General features: G+C 38.4%; 21 protein-coding genes. 7 read left to right on the top strand and 14 right to left on the bottom strand.

The genetic code is table 11. The features are described 5' to 3' along the window. Positions 1-125: 125 nt before the first annotated feature. From LQV35_RS08100 to mqnE, 6 genes are read right to left on the bottom strand one after another with little or no spacing between them, the layout of a single operon-like run. The gene (locus LQV35_RS08100) at positions 126-464 is read right to left on the bottom strand and encodes a hypothetical protein (protein ID WP_230057375.1); all 339 of its coding nucleotides are present in this window, start codon (positions 462-464) and stop codon (positions 126-128) included. A 30-nt stretch (positions 465-494) separates the two neighbouring features. Continuing rightward, positions 495-797 (bottom strand): hypothetical protein, encoded by a 303-nt coding sequence (locus LQV35_RS08105; RefSeq protein ID WP_230057376.1) that lies wholly within the window; start codon positions 795-797, stop codon positions 495-497. 23 nt (positions 798-820) lie between these two features. Further along, positions 821-2,011 (bottom strand): glycosyltransferase family 39 protein, encoded by a 1,191-nt coding sequence (locus tag LQV35_RS08110; protein WP_230057377.1) that lies wholly within the window; start codon positions 2,009-2,011, stop codon positions 821-823. Positions 2,012-2,017: 6 nt separating this feature from the next. Then, on the bottom strand, positions 2,018-2,461 hold the full coding sequence (locus LQV35_RS08115) for a phosphoribosyltransferase (protein WP_230057378.1): 444 nt from the start codon (positions 2,459-2,461) through the stop codon (positions 2,018-2,020). A gap of 9 nt (positions 2,462-2,470) precedes the next feature. Continuing rightward, positions 2,471-3,784, bottom strand: a complete 1,314-nt coding sequence (locus tag LQV35_RS08120) for an NCS2 family permease (RefSeq protein ID WP_230057379.1) — start codon at positions 3,782-3,784, stop codon at positions 2,471-2,473. 11 nt (positions 3,785-3,795) lie between these two features. After that, entirely contained in the window at positions 3,796-4,857 is a 1,062-nt protein-coding gene (gene mqnE, locus LQV35_RS08125; protein WP_230057380.1) for an aminofutalosine synthase MqnE, read from the bottom strand. Between the two features lie 109 nt (positions 4,858-4,966). On the opposite strand from mqnE, the gene LQV35_RS08130 reads away from it, so the two are divergent. Together LQV35_RS08130 and glmS are read left to right on the top strand one after the other, a co-directional pair. Beyond that, positions 4,967-7,402: an HD domain-containing protein gene (locus LQV35_RS08130; protein ID WP_230057381.1), complete on the top strand. Its 2,436-nt coding sequence runs from the start codon at positions 4,967-4,969 to the stop codon at positions 7,400-7,402. A 2-nt stretch (positions 7,403-7,404) separates the two neighbouring features. Continuing rightward, complete coding sequence (gene glmS, locus LQV35_RS08135; RefSeq protein WP_230057382.1) at positions 7,405-9,216, top strand: glutamine--fructose-6-phosphate transaminase (isomerizing); 1,812 nt, start codon at positions 7,405-7,407, stop codon at positions 9,214-9,216. A 43-nt stretch (positions 9,217-9,259) separates the two neighbouring features. On the opposite strand, the gene LQV35_RS08140 is transcribed toward glmS, so the two are convergent. Further along, complete coding sequence (locus tag LQV35_RS08140) at positions 9,260-9,670, bottom strand: WG repeat-containing protein (protein WP_230057383.1); 411 nt, start codon at positions 9,668-9,670, stop codon at positions 9,260-9,262. Positions 9,671-10,005: 335 nt separating this feature from the next. Here LQV35_RS08140 and msrB point away from each other — a divergent pair, with 335 nt between their 5' ends. After that, positions 10,006-11,010: a peptide-methionine (R)-S-oxide reductase MsrB gene (gene msrB, locus LQV35_RS08145; protein ID WP_230057384.1), complete on the top strand. Its 1,005-nt coding sequence runs from the start codon at positions 10,006-10,008 to the stop codon at positions 11,008-11,010. Between the two features lie 53 nt (positions 11,011-11,063). Here msrB and LQV35_RS08150 read toward each other — a convergent pair whose 3' ends face one another. The 3 genes from LQV35_RS08150 to thiC all read right to left on the bottom strand — a co-directional run bounded on the left by LQV35_RS08150 (position 11,064) and on the right by thiC (position 13,970). Then, the gene (locus LQV35_RS08150; protein ID WP_230057385.1) at positions 11,064-11,270 is read right to left on the bottom strand and encodes a transcriptional regulator; all 207 of its coding nucleotides are present in this window, start codon (positions 11,268-11,270) and stop codon (positions 11,064-11,066) included. Positions 11,271-11,545: 275 nt separating this feature from the next. After that, positions 11,546-12,646, bottom strand: a complete 1,101-nt coding sequence (locus tag LQV35_RS08155) for an Mrp/NBP35 family ATP-binding protein (protein ID WP_230057386.1) — start codon at positions 12,644-12,646, stop codon at positions 11,546-11,548. Continuing rightward, a complete protein-coding gene (gene thiC / locus LQV35_RS08160; RefSeq protein WP_230057387.1) occupies positions 12,636-13,970 on the bottom strand; it encodes a phosphomethylpyrimidine synthase ThiC in 1,335 nt (444 codons plus the stop codon). The genes LQV35_RS08155 and thiC overlap by 11 nt, the downstream gene beginning before the upstream one ends. A 154-nt stretch (positions 13,971-14,124) precedes the next feature. Here thiC and LQV35_RS08165 point away from each other — a divergent pair, with 154 nt between their 5' ends. Genes LQV35_RS08165 through LQV35_RS08180 form a run of 4 tightly spaced genes read left to right on the top strand, consistent with a single transcriptional unit; the run spans position 14,125 to position 17,738 of the window. Beyond that, positions 14,125-15,240 (top strand): bifunctional 2-C-methyl-D-erythritol 4-phosphate cytidylyltransferase/2-C-methyl-D-erythritol 2,4-cyclodiphosphate synthase, encoded by a 1,116-nt coding sequence (locus tag LQV35_RS08165; RefSeq protein ID WP_230057388.1) that lies wholly within the window; start codon positions 14,125-14,127, stop codon positions 15,238-15,240. Next, on the top strand, positions 15,237-16,127 hold the full coding sequence (locus tag LQV35_RS08170; protein ID WP_230057389.1) for a response regulator: 891 nt from the start codon (positions 15,237-15,239) through the stop codon (positions 16,125-16,127). Before LQV35_RS08165 ends, LQV35_RS08170 begins: the two co-directional genes overlap by 4 nt. Further along, entirely contained in the window at positions 16,105-17,262 is a 1,158-nt protein-coding gene (locus tag LQV35_RS08175) for a sulfate adenylyltransferase (protein WP_230057390.1), read from the top strand. Before LQV35_RS08170 ends, LQV35_RS08175 begins: the two co-directional genes overlap by 23 nt. Positions 17,263-17,270: 8 nt before the next feature. Beyond that, positions 17,271-17,738 carry a phosphatidylglycerophosphatase A family protein gene (locus tag LQV35_RS08180; protein ID WP_230057391.1) on the top strand — a complete coding sequence of 156 codons (468 nt, stop codon included), beginning with the start codon at positions 17,271-17,273 and terminating at the stop codon, positions 17,736-17,738. Positions 17,739-17,744: 6 nt separating this feature from the next. Here LQV35_RS08180 and LQV35_RS08185 read toward each other — a convergent pair whose 3' ends face one another. Genes LQV35_RS08185 through cmeU form a run of 4 tightly spaced genes read right to left on the bottom strand, consistent with a single transcriptional unit; the run spans position 17,745 to position 19,772 of the window. Next, on the bottom strand, positions 17,745-18,143 hold the full coding sequence (locus tag LQV35_RS08185) for a hypothetical protein (RefSeq protein WP_230057392.1): 399 nt from the start codon (positions 18,141-18,143) through the stop codon (positions 17,745-17,747). Further along, on the bottom strand, positions 18,131-18,532 hold the full coding sequence (locus LQV35_RS08190) for a hypothetical protein (RefSeq protein WP_230057393.1): 402 nt from the start codon (positions 18,530-18,532) through the stop codon (positions 18,131-18,133). Before LQV35_RS08190 ends, LQV35_RS08185 begins: the two co-directional genes overlap by 13 nt. Further along, the gene (locus tag LQV35_RS08195) at positions 18,529-19,533 is read right to left on the bottom strand and encodes an alanine racemase (RefSeq protein WP_230057394.1); all 1,005 of its coding nucleotides are present in this window, start codon (positions 19,531-19,533) and stop codon (positions 18,529-18,531) included. Before LQV35_RS08195 ends, LQV35_RS08190 begins: the two co-directional genes overlap by 4 nt. After that, positions 19,533-19,772, bottom strand: a complete 240-nt coding sequence (gene cmeU / locus LQV35_RS08200) for a CmeU family protein (protein WP_230057395.1) — start codon at positions 19,770-19,772, stop codon at positions 19,533-19,535. The genes LQV35_RS08195 and cmeU overlap by 1 nt, the downstream gene beginning before the upstream one ends.

The raw sequence follows: 19,772 nt of genomic DNA on the forward strand, positions 1-19,772 counted from the left end.
TAAAAAGTTGAAAAAATATTAAAAACAGTGTAGAAATATATAATATATAGTAATAAGATGAGCTTAGAGATAAAATGGGATGTAAGTAAATTTGGGGTTTACTTACATTAAGAACAGAAGTATTTTTAATCCATCTTACATTTTTTAGTTTCTTGGTCTATTGCACATGCAAAACCTGTTCTATGGTTAATATTTATTAAAATTTGAGTATCTAATGTTGTTATATTTATCCTACAATCCTCTTTTAAAAGTCTATCATATCCTCTTTTGGCGCCGCCTCCAGTAGTTGTACTTACAACCATCATAGGTCTACCAAACTCATCAAAACTAATTGATAACCCACCCTTACATCCACCCTCCAAAACAACATTTCTTACGCCATATTTTTTGCCTATATTTAGTTCTGGGCTTATAAATTTACAGTCGCTAGACGAAATTCCACTCCATCCAGGGCTTAAATACATATGAGTTTTTAATGGATTTCTGGCGACTTCTTATTTTGAATTTAGATTTCCACTTATCGAATTATCCCAGTAAATGCTGTATTTCCGACTTCTATCACTATCGATATTGCAGCTTTTTGTGCTTAGCTTGGTGTTTGCAAAAACTAAAGTCCAACGCTTTTTTTGCCAGTTTTCGCCAAGATTAAGCTTACTATCTTGCATAGCAAGCTGTTGAGTATATCTAAGGTGCATCAAAATTTGTTCGGTTAAAAATTTTTCTGATGAAAATTTAAGTTTTGGTAGAGAAATTGTTGTTAAGATGCCTATTATGACTATAATAAGCACTATTTCCAAAAAAGAAAATGCCCTTTTCATGGCTATTTTAAGCTATAGCTCGCAACCTTTTTGCCAAAAATTTCTACCACTATATCACCACTTTCATCCAAAATAAGTTTTTTGCTACCATCTAGGATACCATAAAATTTTAGCCTTAGAGCCTCTTTATCATCTGCATCAACCAATAAATATCCAGCGTTTTTCAAAGCCTTTGCAAGCTCTTTTGTTCCTTGAAATTTATAGGCAAAATGATCTTTTGGTTCATCTAAGAAATTATAAAAAATAGGATTTAATACTATCGCAAGATAATTAAGCAAAAGGCTTATAAGTAAAAATCCAGCTAAAATATTATAACGCACACGAAATTTAGGCAATCTAACTCTATAGTTTGAAAAAAACATCTTTACCATTAATGGCGTAGCAATCACACAAAAAGGCAAAAACTCCTCAAGCTCTAACTTTTGCCTTAATGAAAGCACCATGCAAAAACAAAATGCTCCTACGCAGACAAACCAAAGAGGACTTTTACTCTCCTTAACCCAAATTCTATAGATAGTATAGATAAAATAAAAAAATACAAACGGCGAAAAAACTGCAGCAAAAATACCAAAAGTATCAGCAAAATGTCCGCTTGGGTGCCCACCAGTATCAAAACCAAAGATATAAAAAGTAGCCAAAAATAAAAGTGCACTACTCCAGATAAGATGAGGGTCTTTTTTGCTTATACCATAGATAAAAAAAGCAGCGTAAACTACCAAAAAATCACTATTTAAAAAAAACGATAAAGCTAAAACAATATAAAAAGCTAACTTTAAATTTAAATGAAAAAGATATAAAAGCAAAAGCACTACACAAATGCAAAGAGCAGCGTTATTTACGATAAGAGCGCTGGCTAGAGTGCCAGGAAGCAAGATAAAAACCGCAACGCTAGCCAGCCTGTCCGTGCTATTTTTTAGGTAAAATTTACTAAGTTTATATATAAGCAAAATGCTTACAAAGTGCAAAATCACAATCGGCAAACGAAGAGCAAAGTCATTTTGTCCTAAGAGTGCCGTACTAGCTCTCACCACATAACCTATGGCATCATTTTTGTTAAAATATATCACCGCCTCATAGTAGCTTATGCTTAAAAATTTAGCACAAATGAGTAAAAAAGCAAGGTCAAAAAGGCAGATGAGTGCTAAAAATTTATACTCATTTTTTACCACACCCTGCCCTTTTTCGCTATTCATTTACACCTACTTTATCTTTATATCCCAAAAAAACTCAACCCACTCGGTCGCCTCTTTGACGCTATAATCAGGTTGCATTAACGCTTTTGACTTATAAAAAACGGTTGCTACTTTTATTTGCAAATTTGGATATAACAAAAGCAGTCTGCGTTTTATCTCGACCATACTCTCGCCACTGTCTATTATGTCATCAATCAACAAAATACTCTTAAATTTCGACAAATCAGGGATGTTAAAAACATCAATGGTGTCAAGTTTATTCGTGTCATCATAGTGGATGGAATTTAATGCAAAAAGATTTCTATTTTCCAAAGCAACAGCTAGCGAGTGTCCCAAAGTAAGTCCGCCACGAGCTATTGCCACTAGTGCTTCGGGCGCAAATTCACCCCTTATCTGCCTAGCCATCTTCTCTACATCAACAGCAAATTCTTCATATGAATAATATATCACTTCTACCCCTTAATGAACCAAAAATACAACAAAACTTATCGCGGCAAGCACGCCAACTCCTAAATTTACCTCACTCCATTCGCGTTTTATTATCTTTACAACCAAATACGCCAAGAAGCCTGCAGCCAAGCCATTTGTGATAGAATAAGTAAGAGGCATTAAGGTAACTATAAAAAATGTAGCTATCGTTGTAGCCGAGTCTTCAAAATTTATCCTACTAACCTCTGAAAACATAAGCACACCAACCATCACAAGTACTGGATATATAGCATTTGATGGTATGGCCTTAAATAGTGGTAGCATAAATAGCGTAAGTCCAAATAAAAGACCACAAAAAACAGCTGTAAGTCCAGTCCTGCCACCCTGCTCTACGCCACTTGTGCTCTCAACAAATGCAGTCGTGGTACTTACGCCCATTAACGAACCAGTTACAGTAGCCACAGCATCAACCTCTAAAGTCTTTTGAAGCTTAGCCGAGCCTTCCATTTTACTATCATCAAATATCCCAGCTCTAGTTCCTATACCAGTTAGTGTTCCAACTGAGTCAAAAAGGTCAGTAACCAAAAAGACCAAGACAACTGGCAGCAATGCAAGAGTGAAATTTCCAGCAGCATCAAAGAGCACGCCTTTTACATCAAGCTCTAAAAATATCGGTGCAAACGATGTTGTAAGAGAGAAAATTTCAGTTGGGTATGGCGTGATACCAAAAATCCAAGCAACCATAGAAGTTGCAAAAACAGCAAGTATAAAAGCCCCCTTTATTTTATATGCCCAAAATGCTATAACAAGCACAAGCCCAAAAACTCCGAGTAAAACATTGCTATCTTTTAAATTTCCAAGTCCAACCAAAACAGCATCATTATTTACTATCAAACCCATTTGCTGAAGCCCAACAAAACTTATAAAAGTGCCTATACCAGCACTTATGGCTCGACGAAGATCAAGCGGTATAGCTTTTATAACCCAAACACGAAAATTTGTAAATGATAATGCCACAAACAAAATTCCCGACAAAAATACAACGCCAAGAGCTGTCTGCCACGGCACTTGCATACCCAGCACAAGCCCAAATGTAAAATAAGCATTTAGCCCCATTCCAACACTCATGGCAACTGGCGTATTTGACCAAAGTCCATTTAAAACAGTTGAGATAACGGTGATAAGAGCTGTTGCGCTGATTAATGCGTCAATAGGCATGCCGGTTTTGCTCATTATGATGGCATTTACTGGCACGATATAAACCATCGCTAAAAATGTCGTCAAACCAGCGTTAAATTCTTGTTTTACACTCGTTTGATGCTCTTTGAGTTTAAAATAATCCAACTTTTCTCCTTTTAGTAAATTTTAAGTTCATTATAAAGGCTATCACGAAGCACTGGTATATAGCCTGAGCTTTTTATAAGATCACAAAAATCCTTTAGTCTTACGCCATTTGCACTTGCCGCACCAGCAGCACTTTGTATGCTCTCTTTTTGGATCGTTCCATCAAGATCATCTGCGCCAAACTCCTGTGCTATCATAGCTAAATTTAGCGTCGAAGTGGCCCAGTAAGCCTTGATGTGCGCTACATTATCAAGAACTAAACGCGAGATAGCGATAGTTTTTAAAATCTCCACCGAGCCTAGAATTTTAACATCTTTTAAGTAGTTATTTTCTCTTTGATAAACAAGCGGTATAAAGGCATTAAAGCCGTGAGTTTGATCTTGCAAAGCTCTAATCCTAAGCATATGATCGATACGATGTTCTCTACTTTCGATATGCCCAAAAAGCATAGTGGCGTTACTAAATTTACCTTTTTTGTGCCATTTTTCATGTATCTTAAGCCAGTTTTCGCTACTTACTTTGCCTTTGCAAATTTTAGCCCTCACGCCCTCGTCAAAAATTTCCGCCCCACCGCCAGGCATGCTATCTACGCCGTATTCTAACATCTTTTCTATGACCTCATCATAGCTCATAGCATTTTTTCTAGATAAAAAGTCTATCTCAGCCGCGGTCATAGCCTTAACATGCAAATTTGGATACTTCTCTTTTATCTTTTTAAATATCTCAAGATACCACTCCCACGAGCTATCAGCGTTGTGTGCTGAGACTATATGTATCTCGTCAGCTCCATTTTGCACGCTCTCATCAACAACCTTCATGATCTCATCATGGCTCATTTTGTATGGATTTGGATTTTTCCTATGGGCTGAAAAAGCACAAAATTTGCACACATCAGCACAGATATTTGTTGGATTTATATGGCGATTTGAGTTAAAAAAGACCTTGTTTGCATAAAGCTCGCTGCGTTTTTTAAATGCAAATTTACCAAGCTCAAAAAGATCAAGATCATAAAGCAAAAGTGCGTCACTTGCCTCAAGCCTAACGCCATTTTCTAGTTTTTGTAATATATTCAAATTTCTTCCCACTTTTATAAAACTAATTTGCAGATTATATTAAAATGAGTTTTAAATTTAGCAAAATTTTAGTATTATTGAGAAAAATTTTTAACAAAAGTGGCTAAATATGGTTCAAACGGATAAAAAATTTTCTAAGCAGTTGCAAAAAACGCAGGGCAGAAATTTTGTAAATTTTCTAACAAAAAATATCGACGAACAGCTTCAAGAAGTTTTTTCTAAGCTTATGGTAGAGTTTTTTGAAAACTTTATGCCAAGTGCCGAAAACTTCCCAGTAAGCCTGCTGGCAAGCGGGAAATTCGCACAAAACCTTATTAGCATAAACTCAGAGCTTGAAATTTTAATTACCTACAAAAATACTCAAGGCTACAACACAAAAACCTTCATAAAAGCCCTAAGTAACGAGCTTGAGACGCTAAATTTAAATCTAAAAATAAAATCTCATGATATAGATGAAATTTTTTACACCTACAAAGATGATATAAAAGCCAAAAGCTCCCTTTGTATAGTGCGCTATATCTGTGGGTCAAAAGCCCTGTATAAGGGCGTTAGAAATGAGATAAACCGTACAAAAGAGCACAAAAAAGATGAGCTTTTAAACTATCACGCAAAAGCCTTGATGCCATTTGAAATTTCAAAACCGCTAAACCAAACCCCAGATATAAAGGCTGACTTTGGCGGGCTGAACGAAATTTGGCACTTTAACTGCATTTTAGCAACTAAAAATAGCGAAAACAATGCTCGCCTAAGCTCTCTTGAGTTTATAAACGAAAAACAAATAAGCCAATTTAATCTAAACACTGACTTTCTTTTAAGTCTACGCTCAGCCTTAAATTTGACCCAAAACAGCGATAAATTTAGTGCAGAGTGTGTTAATAGTGTAACACAACTACTTCAAACAAAGAGCAAAAAAAGTCTAGACACAGAGGGCGTTATAAGCCAAAAAATGCTAAATTCTATGCTAAATATCGGCACTTTTGTGCGTTTTTGTGCAGCAGTAATAACTAGAGAAAATTCAAACAAATTAAGCTTAAATGAGAAAAAAATTGCCCGCCAAAATAGTGGCTTTTATCAGATACAAAACTCTATCTTCTCATCGCTTCACAACACTCCAACAAGCCTAAAACAGCTGCTTAGCGAGTTAAATGAGCTTAGAGATATAGAGCTAAAGTTTGATATAAGTGCCATTTTTTACATAAAAAGACTAAAATTTAACAAAGATGAGCTAGATAGCGTTGCTGGTGAGCTAAAAAAACTATTCTTACGCAACAACTCACATTGTATTTTAAAGGCACTACTTGATGCCGATGTTCTCGGGCTTATTATAAAGCCACTAGAGCACATTATAGGGCTTGGCGAGTACGATGGCTATCACAAATTTAGCGTCGATGAGCACAGCATTTTGAGTGTAAAATTTTTAGAAAACATAAAAGATAAATTCATAAAATCTCTCTACGCCGACCTTTGTATGCAGGGCAAGCTGATGTTAAAGCTTGTTGCACTTATGCATGATGTTGGAAAGGGGCTTGGAGGTGAGCATAGCAGTGTTGGAGCAAACATCTTTAGGGCATACGCAAACAAATTAGAACTTAGCAGTGAAGCCGTAAATATGGGCGTTACGCTGATAAAGCACCACACTCTTATGGCAAATGTGGCAAACAGAGAGGATATATACTCACAACGCATGATATTTAGCTTTATCTCAAATTTGGGCGAAAAGCAGGCATTAAAACTACTATATATCCTTACATACTGCGTGATGAATGCTACTGACGAGAGTCTTTACAACAACTACACGGCAAAGCTTTTACATGAACTCTATGAGATTTCACTGGAGAGTTTTGAAGATGAAGGTCTGCTTGATGAAGCAACAAGAAGGGTTAAAAAAGAGCAAAGCATACGCAGAAATGATGAGTTTTTGATTTTAACAGATGAGCTGAAAGATAAAATTTTTAAGATAACTTCAAATTTATTATTTGCAAAATACTCAGCCAGTGAGATCATCGAGCTAGCAAAGCTAGCAAATAATAGCAAAAATCTCTATGTCGAACTTAAAAATAAGCAAAATTTAAGCCTTATAATCATCTCAAATGAGCGTGTAAACTTAGCTATGCTTCTTTTTAATCTAGCAAATTTTGACCTCGCATATATGGAGATATTTGAGCTTTTTGAGGATAAATTTTACATAAAACTTGAGTTTAATAAAAACGCTAAGACTGCCGAACTAAAGGAGCTTGAAAACACTGCAAAAATGGCTTTGCAAAGCAAAGATGAGCCAAAAGGCAAAAAGATAATTATCTCAAAAGATGAGCTAGTATTTGACCTAAACCACTCTCAAGAGTACGCAAAACTTAACATAAATGCAAAAGATCAACGAGGACTCATGGCTCATGTGATGGGAATTTTGGCAAAAAATAGCGCAAATATCGCAAGCGCTCGCATACAAACCATAAAAAATCGCACAAGAAACCTGCTTTTAATAAGCAAAGATGATAGTTTGTGCTATAATTGGGATAAAATTTTAAATCAAATAACAAGCGAGTAAAAATGTGTGGAATAGTCGGATACATCGGACAAAATGAGAAAAAAAATGTGATTTTAAGCGGACTAAAAGAGCTAGAATACCGCGGATACGATAGTGCGGGTATAGCCGTGATGAGCGATGATAAGTTAGAGTATTTTAAGGCTGTGGGAAAGCTTGAAAATTTAGCCCAAAAGACGAAGGAATTTAGCTCAGATGGCTTTGGCGTGGCGATCGGTCACACCAGATGGGCGACGCATGGCAAACCAACCGAGATCAACGCCCACCCGCACCTTGGAGAGCACTCATTTGTCGTGCATAACGGCATTATAGAAAACTACGCCGAGCTAAAAGCCGAGCTTGAAGCAAAGGGCGTGAAATTTCTAAGCCAAACCGATACCGAAGTCATCGTTCATCTTTTTGAAGAGAATTTAAAAGAGCTAAAAGACGCATTTAACGCATACGAAGCTACGATAAAACGTCTGCACGGAGCTTACGCCACCTTGCTTATAACAAAAACCGAGCCGGGTAAAATTTTCTTTGCCAAAGACGCTGCTCCTATGGCGATCGCAAAGGCAAATGACGGCGGTTTGATGTTTGCCTCATCTGACGCGGCACTTATCGGCGTTGCAAGTGAAGTCGCTTACCTAGATGATAAAAGCTATGGTTTCATAAATGAGAGTGAAATTTTTGCCTACTCTAACGCAAAACGCGTAATGCCAAGCTTTGTCGCCCTACCAAAAGACAAAAGCTACGCACAAAAAGAGGGTTATAAATTTTTCATGGAGAAAGAAATTTACGAGCAAAGCACCGTCGTAGCCGAGTGCATAATGGGACGCGTAAAAGATGATAGGATAAAGCTTGAAAATTTAGACGATGAGTATCTAAAAAACATCGACGATATCGTGCTTTGTGCGTGTGGCACGAGCTATCACGCAGCTCTTGCCGCCTCGTATCTTTTTGAAAGGCTTGCAGACACTAGAGCCAAGGTCGAGATCGCAAGTGAGTTTCGCTACCGAAGCCCAAAACTAAACAAAAACGCCCTTTTTATCGTGATCTCTCAAAGTGGCGAAACAGCAGACACGCTTGAAGCCCTAAAAATCGCCAAAAATGCAGGGCTAAAAACCCTAGCCATCTGTAACGTCGATAACAGCTCTATCGTTCGCCTAGCCGACACCACCCTACTCACACGCGCCGGTATCGAAAAGGGTGTGGCTAGCACAAAGGCGTTCGCAACGCAGGTCATCACGCTTTGGATGCTAGTTTTACAGATGGCAAACGCAAAGGCAAGTATCGGCAAAACCGAGCTTGAAAACGAGATAAAAGCCCTACTTCACATCCCGCAAATCCTAAACATCAACACAAATTTACAAGAAAAAATTCACCGCCTAAGCAAACACTACCTACACGGGCATGGATTTTTCTTCATCGGACGCGACATTTTCTACCCACTCGCACTTGAAGGGGCGCTGAAACTAAAAGAAATTTCATACCTTCACGCCGAGGGCTATCCAAGCGGCGAGATGAAGCACGGACCTATCGCACTAGCCGATGAGAGGCTATTTACCGTGGCACTCATGCCAAAAAACGCTCTTTTTGATAAGGTCAAAAGCAACGTCGAAGAGCTAGCGGCAAGGGACGCATACATACTAGCCATAAGCCCGGAGGAGTTTGAGCTAAGCGATGATTTTATAAAGACAAGCACTCAAAGCCACGCTATGAGCGAGTTTTTCGAGATGATGATAATACTTCAAATTTTCGCACTTGAGATTTCTGTGCGCCTTGGCAACAATGTCGATATGCCACGAAATTTAGCCAAAAGTGTCACGGTAGAGTAAAACAGGGCTGAATCCTCAGCCCAATCCACACTAAAACATAAATTTATAAAAATTTACCATTTTTATCTATCATTATCCATTTATCAAAAATTTGTACCCATGCTACACCTTCGCTAAAATCTCTAGCACCATCATACTGCAAAGGCACCACAACTTTGCCATTTTTGTCTATAAAGCCCCATTTATCGTTTTTCCCAACCCCAGTTAGTCCTTCGTTATAAATCCCAATGTCATACACACTCACTATTTTGCCCACTACAGCTCCGTTTTTATCGATGGCTAATATCTCACCCATTGGCATCAAAGCCCTGCCATCAGCAAAACTAGACGCATTTTTATACTTAAGCTCTATCGCTATCTTAGTATCCACGCCCATATATCCGCATTTATCGATCATACACGCCACAGCCAGTCCATCTCTAAACTCGTCCAGTTTATCGTATATAGGTTGCACTACTACTTCGCCCTTAGCGTTTACTTTCCACCAGTCTCAAAACGCACCAGCTTTTCACTATTAAAGTTTTTGACATCACTCGCAAAGCACCCGCTAAGCAACACCGCCAAAGATACCACCAATAATCCCTTTTTCACCCTATATCCTTTATAAATTTTACATAATTATACTATTTTAGTTCTAAACTTATAAAATTTAAAATTTTTACAAATACCAGCAAAAAAACACCTTAGCTTTATACCTATCCTTTTGTAAATTTTCATATGATTTTATCAAATTTCATAAAACCTTTAGCCCATTTTTGCTAACTTTACATAAAACAAAGGAGCAAAACTATGAAGTTTATGCGTATTTTATCGCTGTGCGTTTTGCTAGTTTTTGCAAACGCAGATCAAAAAGGAGAGCAGATGAGAGATGAGATATACCTAGCGGGTGGGTGTTTTTGGGGTATGCAAGGATACTTTGATAAAATTTTTGGAGTGATTGAGACTAGCGTAGGCTATGCAAACGGCGTAAGCGAAAGTGCTGATTATCACGGATTAAAGCAGAGCAAACACGCAGAAACCATGCACATCGTCTTTGACGCAAACCGTATAAATTTGGCTGAAATTTTACTTCACTTTTTTAGAGTGATCGATCCAACCAGCCTAAACCGCCAAGGTAACGACATCGGCACGCAGTATCGCACGGGCATTTACTACACCAACAAAGCCCACGAAAAGATAGCTAAACAAAGCTTAGAAATCCTGCAAGAAGACTACGATAAGCCCGTTGTGATAGAGCTTGAGCCACTTCGACACTATATCTTGGCTGAAGAGTATCATCAAAACTATCTTGATAAAAACCCAGGCGGCTACTGCCACATCAACCTAGCTATGGCACACGAGCCACTTTTTAACGCCGACAAATTACCAAGCGACGCCGAGCTTAAGGCAAGTCTGAGCGAGTTAAGCTATGCCGTGACTAGGCAAAACGCGACTGAAAGGCCGTTTTCAAGCGAGTTTGATAAATTTGATGAAAAGGGCATATACATAGACATCATAAGTCGCGTACCACTTTTTAGCTCGAAGGACAAATTTGACGCTGGGTGTGGCTGGCCTAGCTTTTATAAACCCATCACAACCGACGCTTTAAAATACCTAGCCGATAAATCGCACGGTATGAATCGCACTGAGGTTCGCTCAAGCACGGCTGACGCGCACTTGGGGCATGTGTTTGATGACGCACCGCTTCAAAATGGAGGCTTAAGATACTGCATAAACGGCGCCGCACTTGAGTTTATCCCAGTGGATAAAATGCGAGAACTAGGCTACAAAAAGCTACTTCCATTTGTGGAGTAAATTAGGTTTAAGTCCTATTTTTGTAATTTTATCAAAAACAATTTAGGCTAAAACTACTTTAGCCTAAATTTTTGATTTTCACCTGCAAGCTCTTGCAACTCTTGTAAATTTTTCTCACTCTGTTTTAACAACTCATCAAATTTAAACCCAAGCATTACTATACGGTAAAGTTCTGGTTTGTTTTTACGCCAGTTGTATAATGTCTTGGTGTCTATTTTTAAAATTCCAGCAATGTCTCTTTGCGATAGATTATTTCCCACTTATTTGCCTTTTTGTAAGGAATTTATGTATTTAATATGATTGGTTACAGCCAAGCCAATTTATTTCAAAAGCCACAAACTGTAATTACCATATAAAAATCCAAAACATAATAAACGATAAATTTTTAAATGTTAAATACCCAAAATAGAGGCATAATAGATGTAGAAATAGGATGCTAGAAAATGAATAATATACGAAAATCTGCCTTGTCGCAGACAAATATATAACAATATCAAGCTAAAATTTTAGCCCAAAAATGGGCTAAAATTTAAATTTACTTGCTACAAGCCGATTTGCCGTCCATTACGGGTTGTATGCTTGAGTTGTCCGCACCGCCATCGTCATTTATCTTTTCTATCTGCTCCCAAAGCTTTCTAGCAGCCTCTTCATAGCGTTTTGCAGTCACGCTCTCAGGCTGATAAAAGCTCACAGGCTTACCGCTATCGCCACCCACTCTTACAGCTGGTTCTATCGGCACTTGGGCTAAAATTTGCGTCTTATAAATTTCAGACAGTTCAGTAGTCGTGCCCTTGCCAAATATATCATACTCCTTGCCGTTATCAGGGCAGATGAAACCGCTCATATTTTCAACGATTCCAGCGATTGGGATGTGTAGTTTTTCAAACATATCAAGTCCGCGTTTGCTATCATCAAGTGCGACTACTTGCGGGGTTGTCACGCACACACCAGCCGTTACTGGCACACTTTGAGCCAAAGTAAGCTGCGCGTCACCCGTACCCGGAGGCATATCAAGAAGCAATACATCAAGCTCACTCCAAAGCACATCGCGAAGTAGCTGCTCGATAGCCTTCATGATCATCGAACCACGCCATATAAGGCTAGCGCCCTCCTCCATCAGCACACCCATACTCATCATCTCAACGCCATGCGATAAAATCGGCTTTAGCTTGTTGCCGACAACCTGCGGTTGAATGCCGACTTCGCCGAGCATTCTTGGGATATTTGGTCCGTAAATGTCAGCGTCTAAAATCCCGACTTTCTTGCCTAGTTTTGCAAGGCTTATGGCTAAATTTAACGTAGTTGTACTTTTGCCAACACCGCCTTTACCAGAGCTTACCATAACGAAATTTCTAATCTGCGGAGCGATATTTTTACCGCTTTGACTGTTTGATTTTTCCTCTGGCATTTTTGGCTGGATGATGTTTATCTCCGCCTGCGCACCGCCTAAAACTCGAGAAATTTCAACTCTTAACTCATTTGCCACATCGGCACTTGAGCTAACTATCTCAACATCTATCTTTATCTTCTCGCCAGCTTCGACATTTTTTACAAAGCCAAAACTCACGATATCCTTTTCAAAACCTGGGTATATAACCGCCTTTAAACGCTCTAAAATTTGCTCTTTACTTAGCATTTTTCTCCTTTATTAGATTTTTTGAAATTTTATACGCACAAAATTTAGGCCCACACATTGAGCAAAACTCTGCCTTTTTAAAGCCCTCATCAGGCAAACTCTCATCATGTAGCTCTCTTGCCTTATCAGGATCAAGTACGAGCTCAAACTGCTTGTTCCAGTCAAACGCCCATCTTGCATCACTCATCGCGTGATCTCGCTCTATCGCACCAACCCTACCACGAGCCACATCAGCTGAGTGAGCGGCGATTTTGTGAGCGATTATGCCGTCCCTTACATCAGCAGCCGTTGGAAGCCCTAAATGCTCTTTTGGTGTAACATAGCAAAGCATAGCCACGCCGTGATACGCCGCCATCGCCCCGCCTATCGCACTTGTGATATGATCATATCCAGCACCTATATCAGTAGGAAGTGGTCCTAGCACATAAAATGGTGCGTTATGACACCACTCTTGCTGGATTTTGACGTTATATTCAATCTGATTTAGTGGCACGTGTCCGGGACCCTCGACCATGACTTGCACATTTTTCTGCCACGCTCTAAGTGTCAGCTCACCAAGGACTTTTAGCTCACTTAGCTGAGCCTCATCAGTGGCATCGTGCAAACAGCCCGGACGCAAACTATCGCCAAGGGAAAGTGCTACATCATATTTGGCACAAATATCGCAAATTTCATCAAAGGCTTCGTAGAATGGATTTTCTTTATGATAGTGCATCATCCAAGTAGCCATAAGGCTCCCGCCACGACTTACTATGCCCATTTTACGCTTTGGAATGAGCGGCATAAATTTAAGTAAAAATCCAGCGTGTATCGTAAAGTAACTAACACCCTGTTTGGCCTGTTTTTCAAGCACTTTAAGCATAACTTCTATGCTTAAGTTTTCAACATCTTTTACATCGTGGATTATCTGATACATAGGCACTGTGCCGATTGGAATGGTTGAATTTTTAATAATAGCTTTTCTGATCTTATCAAGATCACCACCAGTTGATAGATCCATAACCGTGTCAGCACCGTATTTAAGGCACAAATTTAGCTTTTCAAGCTCGCCGTCTATATCACTTGCAAGACTTGAGTTGCCGATATTTGCATTTACCTTTGTCTTTGCGTCTATGCCGATTGCCATTGGAGTTAGGTTTGTGTGATTTATGTTTGCAGGGATTATCATACGCCCCACAGCCACGCACTCACGCACAAACTCAGCCTCTAAGCCCTCAACCTTTGCTACATATTCCATTTCAGGCGTTATAATGCCTTTTTTAGCATAATACATCTGAGTTGGTGTAGCGTCATTTGCTCTAGTTTTTAACCAGTCTGTTCTCATAATCGCCCCTAAATTAATAGAAATATTTTACAAAATTTTAACTTCTAACAACCTTTAACATCGCTCTAAAGAATTTTTCAAACATTTTTTTAAAAATAAAGAAAATAAAAGTCTTTAAAGTGTATAATTTCGTAACATTTGTAAAAGGCTTATTATGTTAGATGTCACACTTATTATGCTTGGAGCTGGCAACTCCACACGCTTTGGGCTACCTGTTAAAAAACAATGGCTTCGTATCGGCTCTGATCCGCTTTGGCTTATGGCTACTAAAAATTTGAGTAAATTTTACACATTTAAAGATATTATCATAGCTAGCAAAGAGTGTGAGTATATGTCTAAATTTGCTCCAAATTTTAAGTTTATCACTGGTGGACAAACTCGTCAAGAAAGCCTAAAAAACGCACTTAGCGAAGTAAAAACTGAGTTTGTTTTAGTAAGTGATATAGCTCGTCCCATCATAACACAAGAGCTTTTTAGCAAAATAATAGACGGCGCAAAACAGGCTGATTGTGTAATTCCTGCACTAAAAGTTTCTGACACTGCTTATTTTGGAGAGGACGCGATAGATAGAGAAAAGATAAAGCTCATACAAACACCTCAGCTATCAAGAACTCAAATTTTAAAAGACGCCTTAAAAACAGATCAAATTTTTACCGATGACAGCTCAGCTATCCGTGCGATGGGTGGCAGCGTATGGCAAATTTTAGGAGATGAGCAAGCTAGAAAAATCACAACAACACAAGATCTAAAAAAGCTAAATTTACAGCCGCCAAGCTTTGAGCAGTTTGTAGGAACTGGCTTTGATGTGCATGAGTTTGCAGATGGTTATGAGCTTTGGCTATGTGGCGAAAAGATAGAGCATGAAAAGGGCTTAAAGGCACATAGCGACGGCGACGTCGCACTTCACGCACTAAGTGACGCTATACTTGGCGCAGCTGGGCTTGGTGATATAGGCGAGCACTTTCCTGATACTGACGAAAAATATAAGGGCGCAAGCTCGGTAACCTTGCTTCAAGAAATCTACAAAAAGGTACAAAATGTTGGTTTTGAACTAGTAAATGCCGACATCACCATAATGGCAGAGCAGCCAAAACTAAGCAAATTTAAAACAAAAATGGAGACAAATATCGCAAATGCTCTAAATATAACGCCAAGCCGCATAAATGTAAAAGCAACAACGACAGAAAAGCTTGGATTTGTCGGACGCAAAGAGGGTATAGCCGTGATAGCAAGTGCGAGTTTAAAGTATTTTGATTGGACAAGAGTATGAAAATTTTAATAGTAGAAAACGAAATTTACCTAGCAGGCTCAATCTCCAGCAAGCTTGGCGATGTTGGGTTTGACTGCGAGATAGCAAACAGTGTCAAAGACGCATTAAAGCATGAAAGTGCAGACATTATCTTGCTCTCAACAACACTTGGCGGGCAGGACTTTTATCCTATCATTGAAAAATTTAAAAATGCTATCGTTATACTTTTTGTAACATATATAAGCAGCGACACAGTGCAAAAACCTATACAAGCGGGCGCTAGTGACTATATACAAAAGCCCTTTATGATCGAAGAGCTACTTCGTAAAATAAACCATTTTATCGAATATAAAAGGATGAAAAGCCTTATACAAACGCAAGAAAATTACATAAAACATACTCTTGAAAAATTTAAGATCCCAGATCTTGAAAGCAAAAAAATAAAACTTCCATTGCTTATAAAAACTCCCAAAATTCAGTTTGCAGACAAATTTGTATTTAGATTCACCAAAGAGCAAAATTTGCCTTTTGGAATGGCGAACACAACAAATTTAGCGGAGATTTTAAATGCGATTAGACTTTGTAAAGATGAAGTGTTATATATAAATAATCTACAAAATTTCAACGAAAATGAGCGTGAAGCCATCGTTGGAGCCTGTTACAAAAAGCGCGTTATACTTGCAACAAGTGACTTTGAGCAAAGTGCACTTTTTGAAACTATGGAGCTTGCTAAAGATGAGCAAAGCTTTAGCGTGGATAGCATAGTGACTCTTGATGAGTATTTAAAACACACTATATCCACCTATCAAGACCGTTATCCTGACACTGAGCTTGCTAAAAAGCTTGGAATTTCACGCAAATCACTTTGGGAAAAGAGAAAAAAGTATGACATTTCAAAGAAAAAGTAAAAGTATAAACATCAGCAAACAAATTTTAGGCACACTTGAACTCATAAAAAACCAAATTTTTTCAGAATTTAATGCACTTATGAGCGAAGAGCAGGCAAAAGAGTGTCTAAAAACTGGCAAGCTTGCAGGCGAGGAGATGCCATTTGCCTTTATCTTTGCTCCAAAAGAGCTTGATGAAGTGGAGCTTAAAGCCGCAGAGCAAATAGAGCTAGTTTTTGAAGGGACGGCTGCTGGGGTTATAGAAATTTCAACCATATATGAGATGAAGCCAGAATATGAAAAAAATATCTTTAACACTAGCCAGATAAATAAATGCGAATTTAGTAAATTTGCTATAAGTGGAAATTTTGAGCTTTTTGTTAGCGAAGTAAGGGAGGCAAAAGAGCAGATACAGCGGATAAAAAGAGAGCAAAATGCCAAAAAAATAACCGCCATAATGCTAACCGCAGACCCCTTAAACAGAGCGCATGAGCGCATAATAAGAATGACAATTGATCAAGCGGACTTAGTTGTTATATTTTTACTTCAAACGTATCAAGAAAAGCACCTAAATTTTGAGCTTAGAAGAGAGATAATAGACTACTTTATCAAGCGATACCTTCCTGAAAATCGCGTCGTGGTAATGCCGTTTAAAAATACAAATTTATTTAGCGCACACCAAAACCCGACTCTTGAATACCTAGCCGCATATAGACTTGGCTCAAACCGCCTAGTTTTAGGGCAAAACCATAGTAGCCTTAGTATATTTTACGATCACAATCAAGTAAAAAGCATACTTGATAGCTATGTAAAACGCAAGGATATGGAGATAGTCATACTGCCTGAGCTTGTGTATTGCAATGAGTGTAAAACGCTTGTTAGCACACGAACATGCCCTCACGGCGCGCACCATCACATACGCTATAATCCAAATGTGATAAAAACATTGCTATTTCAGGGGATTTTACCGCCAGCAATCCTTGTGCGACCAGATGTTTCAGCCATCGTTTTAGGTGAACTTTTTAAGGACAGGTTTGAAAATTTACAAGATCTTTGCCATGGACTTTTTGTAAATTCTGGACTACTTGAAAAACATACTGAGCGAGAATTTTACGAAGAGTTGATGAGACTTTATCAAACCTCATCTTTAACATAAGGAATTTTATGCAAAAATTATTTTTAACATTTTTTGGTGCAGGACTTAGCCCAAAGGCACCAGGCACTGTTGGCTCAGTGGCTGCGGCTATCGTAGGATACTTTATACTTAAACTTTTCTCTGCAACCACCCTATTTTTAGCAACTATCCTAATCTCTCTCATCGCCATAAGTGTCATAAACGCTTATGAAAAGCAAAGTGGAGAGCATGATAATGGCTGGATAGTCATCGATGAAGTTGCTGGCGTATGGCTAGCGTTTGTCATAAGCGGAGCAACTGAGATACAAATGCTCTTATCTCTTGTCTTTTTTAGGATTTTTGATATTTTAAAGCCATCTATTATCGGTAGAATCGATAGAGATGTAAAGGGCGGGCTTGGTGTAATGGGTGATGACATCGTGGCTGGCTTTGTTGCTGGGATAGCAAGCTCAATGGTTTATGGAATTTTACTAAAATTTAACCTTGCAAGCTTTTAAAAGTTTTTAAGGTATATTGCAAAGCTTTTTATCAATGATAAATTCAAACAAAAGCTTTGCCCCACTATCCCTGTAAAAAAGATGGTGAAGCTTAATGCCACCAGCTAGCATGGGCACAACTCTTGGATCTTTGCAGTGAGTTTCAATACTTCGTTTTATAAGTATTTGACGATATTTTTTTAGCTCATCATCACTCATTTTTAAGATAGCTTTACTTGAGGCGTCATTTATCTTATAGTGATAATATAGCTCTTCACCAACATTTAAAAGCGCAGTAAGTGTGAAATTTATATCGCGACGCTGCGGAAGAGCACGCGAATAATACTCAGCATAAGAGCGTGCTAGCTCATAAGGTGTGGCAAAAAGTACCACAAAAAGACTACAAAAAAGGACTATCGCTCGCAAAACTGCCTATCCACACTTATGCGAAATTTCTCTTTACCGTCCTTTAAAAATACCCCATTTAAGGTTAAGTCGTGGTGCAAAACTTTTACAAAAAGCTCATTTTCACACAAATCTCGCTTTGCGCCCAAAACAAGATCAGATTTTAGATTTGATTTATCTTTTTCGATAATAAAAGTCCCATTTAGCTCACTATTTTTAGCACTTATGGTATTTAAAGTAATGTTTTCATTTATCTTTGCGGGTAGATACTGCACAGCTAAAACGGCTATAAACTGAGCTATCTCAGCTGGCTTTAGTGTTTTTAGCAAATTTTCATAAATGCTAAAGTCAGGCGCCTTTTGACCAAAAAGCAAAGTCATACAACTAAGCAACAAAGCTATCTTTTTCATACCCATTTCCTATCTATAAAAGGTGAGAGTTTGACCAAAATTTCATACTCTATCGTATTAAAAAATTTTGCCCAACTACGCGCATCATCAAACACGCAAACCCACTCGCCCACATCTTCACAACTAAAGCTATCCATGCTCATCTTGCCTAGCATTGGCTTTTTGTTTGCTAAAAGTAGCTCACCCTGCCCGCCATACCTTAAAAGTCCACCACCATAACCAATGTCATAGGTTGCCACAGCCATATCTTTTTGTGCAATAAATTTTGCCCCATATCCCACACCCTGAGTGGCTTTTAGCGTGCGTGCACTAATACGCCTAGCCCAAAGACTAAGAACTGGTTTTAGCTCTAAATTTTTATCAAACTGTGCATATCCAAGCTGTGCCATACCAACGCGCACATATTCATCATCAAACCCAGATAAGTTTCTCTCAAAGGCAGCTGAAGCATGTGAATGAAAAACTAGCTCATCTTTACTATCAGTTTGCTCTTTTATGCGTGCTTTTACAAGCATGAAATTTTGCTTTTGCACGAAATAATCCGCATTCATCTCATCAGCCGATCTAAAGTGCGTAAAAGCCCCAAGAAGCTGCAAATTTCGCTCTTTTATGATTTTTAAAGCGGTGTCTATCTCGCTTAAATCTATACCATTTCTATGCATTAAAGTATCTATCTTTAAGTGTATCTTTGTGCCACTTTTTGCAGTTTTTAGGTCATCAAGAGAATTTACAGCATAGATAAAGTCATCTTTTTCAGAGCCATTAAAAATGTGTGAAAGTATAAGAATTTCTTGCATATACTGCGTAAGCTCATATGCTTCTTGCTCATTTTTTACCGCGCAAAATTTAAACCCAAGCTCACTTGCTGTTTTTGCCAAAAGCTTTGCCCCATGCCCGTAAGCATTGCTTTTTAATACAAGTATGACGCGCCCGCTAGCTTTTTTAGAGATAACCCTAAGGTTGTGTTCATAATTTTTTTTATTTAGTCTAATCTCTGCCATTAGACATTAAAACTCACATCATAAGCCTTGTAAACATCTGGCAAAAGGCGCCTTACGCTATAATCAAGAGCATAAAATTTCTGATAAACTTCCCTTGCATTAATCTCTTTTGCACTATCAAAGTCAAAAACATCCGTACCATTTTTCTTGGGGATATTTGTATCCAAAAGCTTAAAAAACTCAGCCCTTGCTTTAAAAATTTCCTCAATTTTTTTTGCTATTTCCTCTTTTTTATCCAC

The organism is Campylobacter suis, from assembly GCF_905120475.1.
GTDB classification, from domain to species: domain Bacteria; phylum Campylobacterota; class Campylobacteria; order Campylobacterales; family Campylobacteraceae; genus Campylobacter_A; species Campylobacter_A suis.

Excerpts from the sequence above, each read along its gene's own strand:
- glmS (WP_230057382.1), top strand. The coding sequence starts at position 7,405 with ATGTGTGGAATAGTCGGATACATCGGACAAAATGAGAAAAAAAATGTG.
- LQV35_RS08130 (WP_230057381.1), top strand. The coding sequence starts at position 4,967 with ATGGTTCAAACGGATAAAAAATTTTCTAAGCAGTTGCAAAAAACGCAG.
- LQV35_RS08190 (WP_230057393.1), bottom strand. The coding sequence starts at position 18,532 with ATGAAAAAGATAGCTTTGTTGCTTAGTTGTATGACTTTGCTTTTTGGT.
- LQV35_RS08110 (WP_230057377.1), bottom strand. The coding sequence starts at position 2,011 with ATGAATAGCGAAAAAGGGCAGGGTGTGGTAAAAAATGAGTATAAATTT.
- LQV35_RS08170 (WP_230057389.1), top strand. The coding sequence starts at position 15,237 with ATGAAAATTTTAATAGTAGAAAACGAAATTTACCTAGCAGGCTCAATC.
- thiC (WP_230057387.1), bottom strand. The coding sequence starts at position 13,970 with ATGAGAACAGACTGGTTAAAAACTAGAGCAAATGACGCTACACCAACT.
- LQV35_RS08195 (WP_230057394.1), bottom strand. The coding sequence starts at position 19,533 with ATGGCAGAGATTAGACTAAATAAAAAAAATTATGAACACAACCTTAGG.
- msrB (WP_230057384.1), top strand. The coding sequence starts at position 10,006 with ATGAAGTTTATGCGTATTTTATCGCTGTGCGTTTTGCTAGTTTTTGCA.
- LQV35_RS08180 (WP_230057391.1), top strand. The coding sequence starts at position 17,271 with ATGCAAAAATTATTTTTAACATTTTTTGGTGCAGGACTTAGCCCAAAG.
- LQV35_RS08155 (WP_230057386.1), bottom strand. The coding sequence starts at position 12,646 with ATGCTAAGTAAAGAGCAAATTTTAGAGCGTTTAAAGGCGGTTATATAC.
- LQV35_RS08165 (WP_230057388.1), top strand. The coding sequence starts at position 14,125 with ATGTTAGATGTCACACTTATTATGCTTGGAGCTGGCAACTCCACACGC.
- LQV35_RS08100 (WP_230057375.1), bottom strand. The coding sequence starts at position 464 with ATGTATTTAAGCCCTGGATGGAGTGGAATTTCGTCTAGCGACTGTAAA.
- LQV35_RS08175 (WP_230057390.1), top strand. The coding sequence starts at position 16,105 with ATGACATTTCAAAGAAAAAGTAAAAGTATAAACATCAGCAAACAAATT.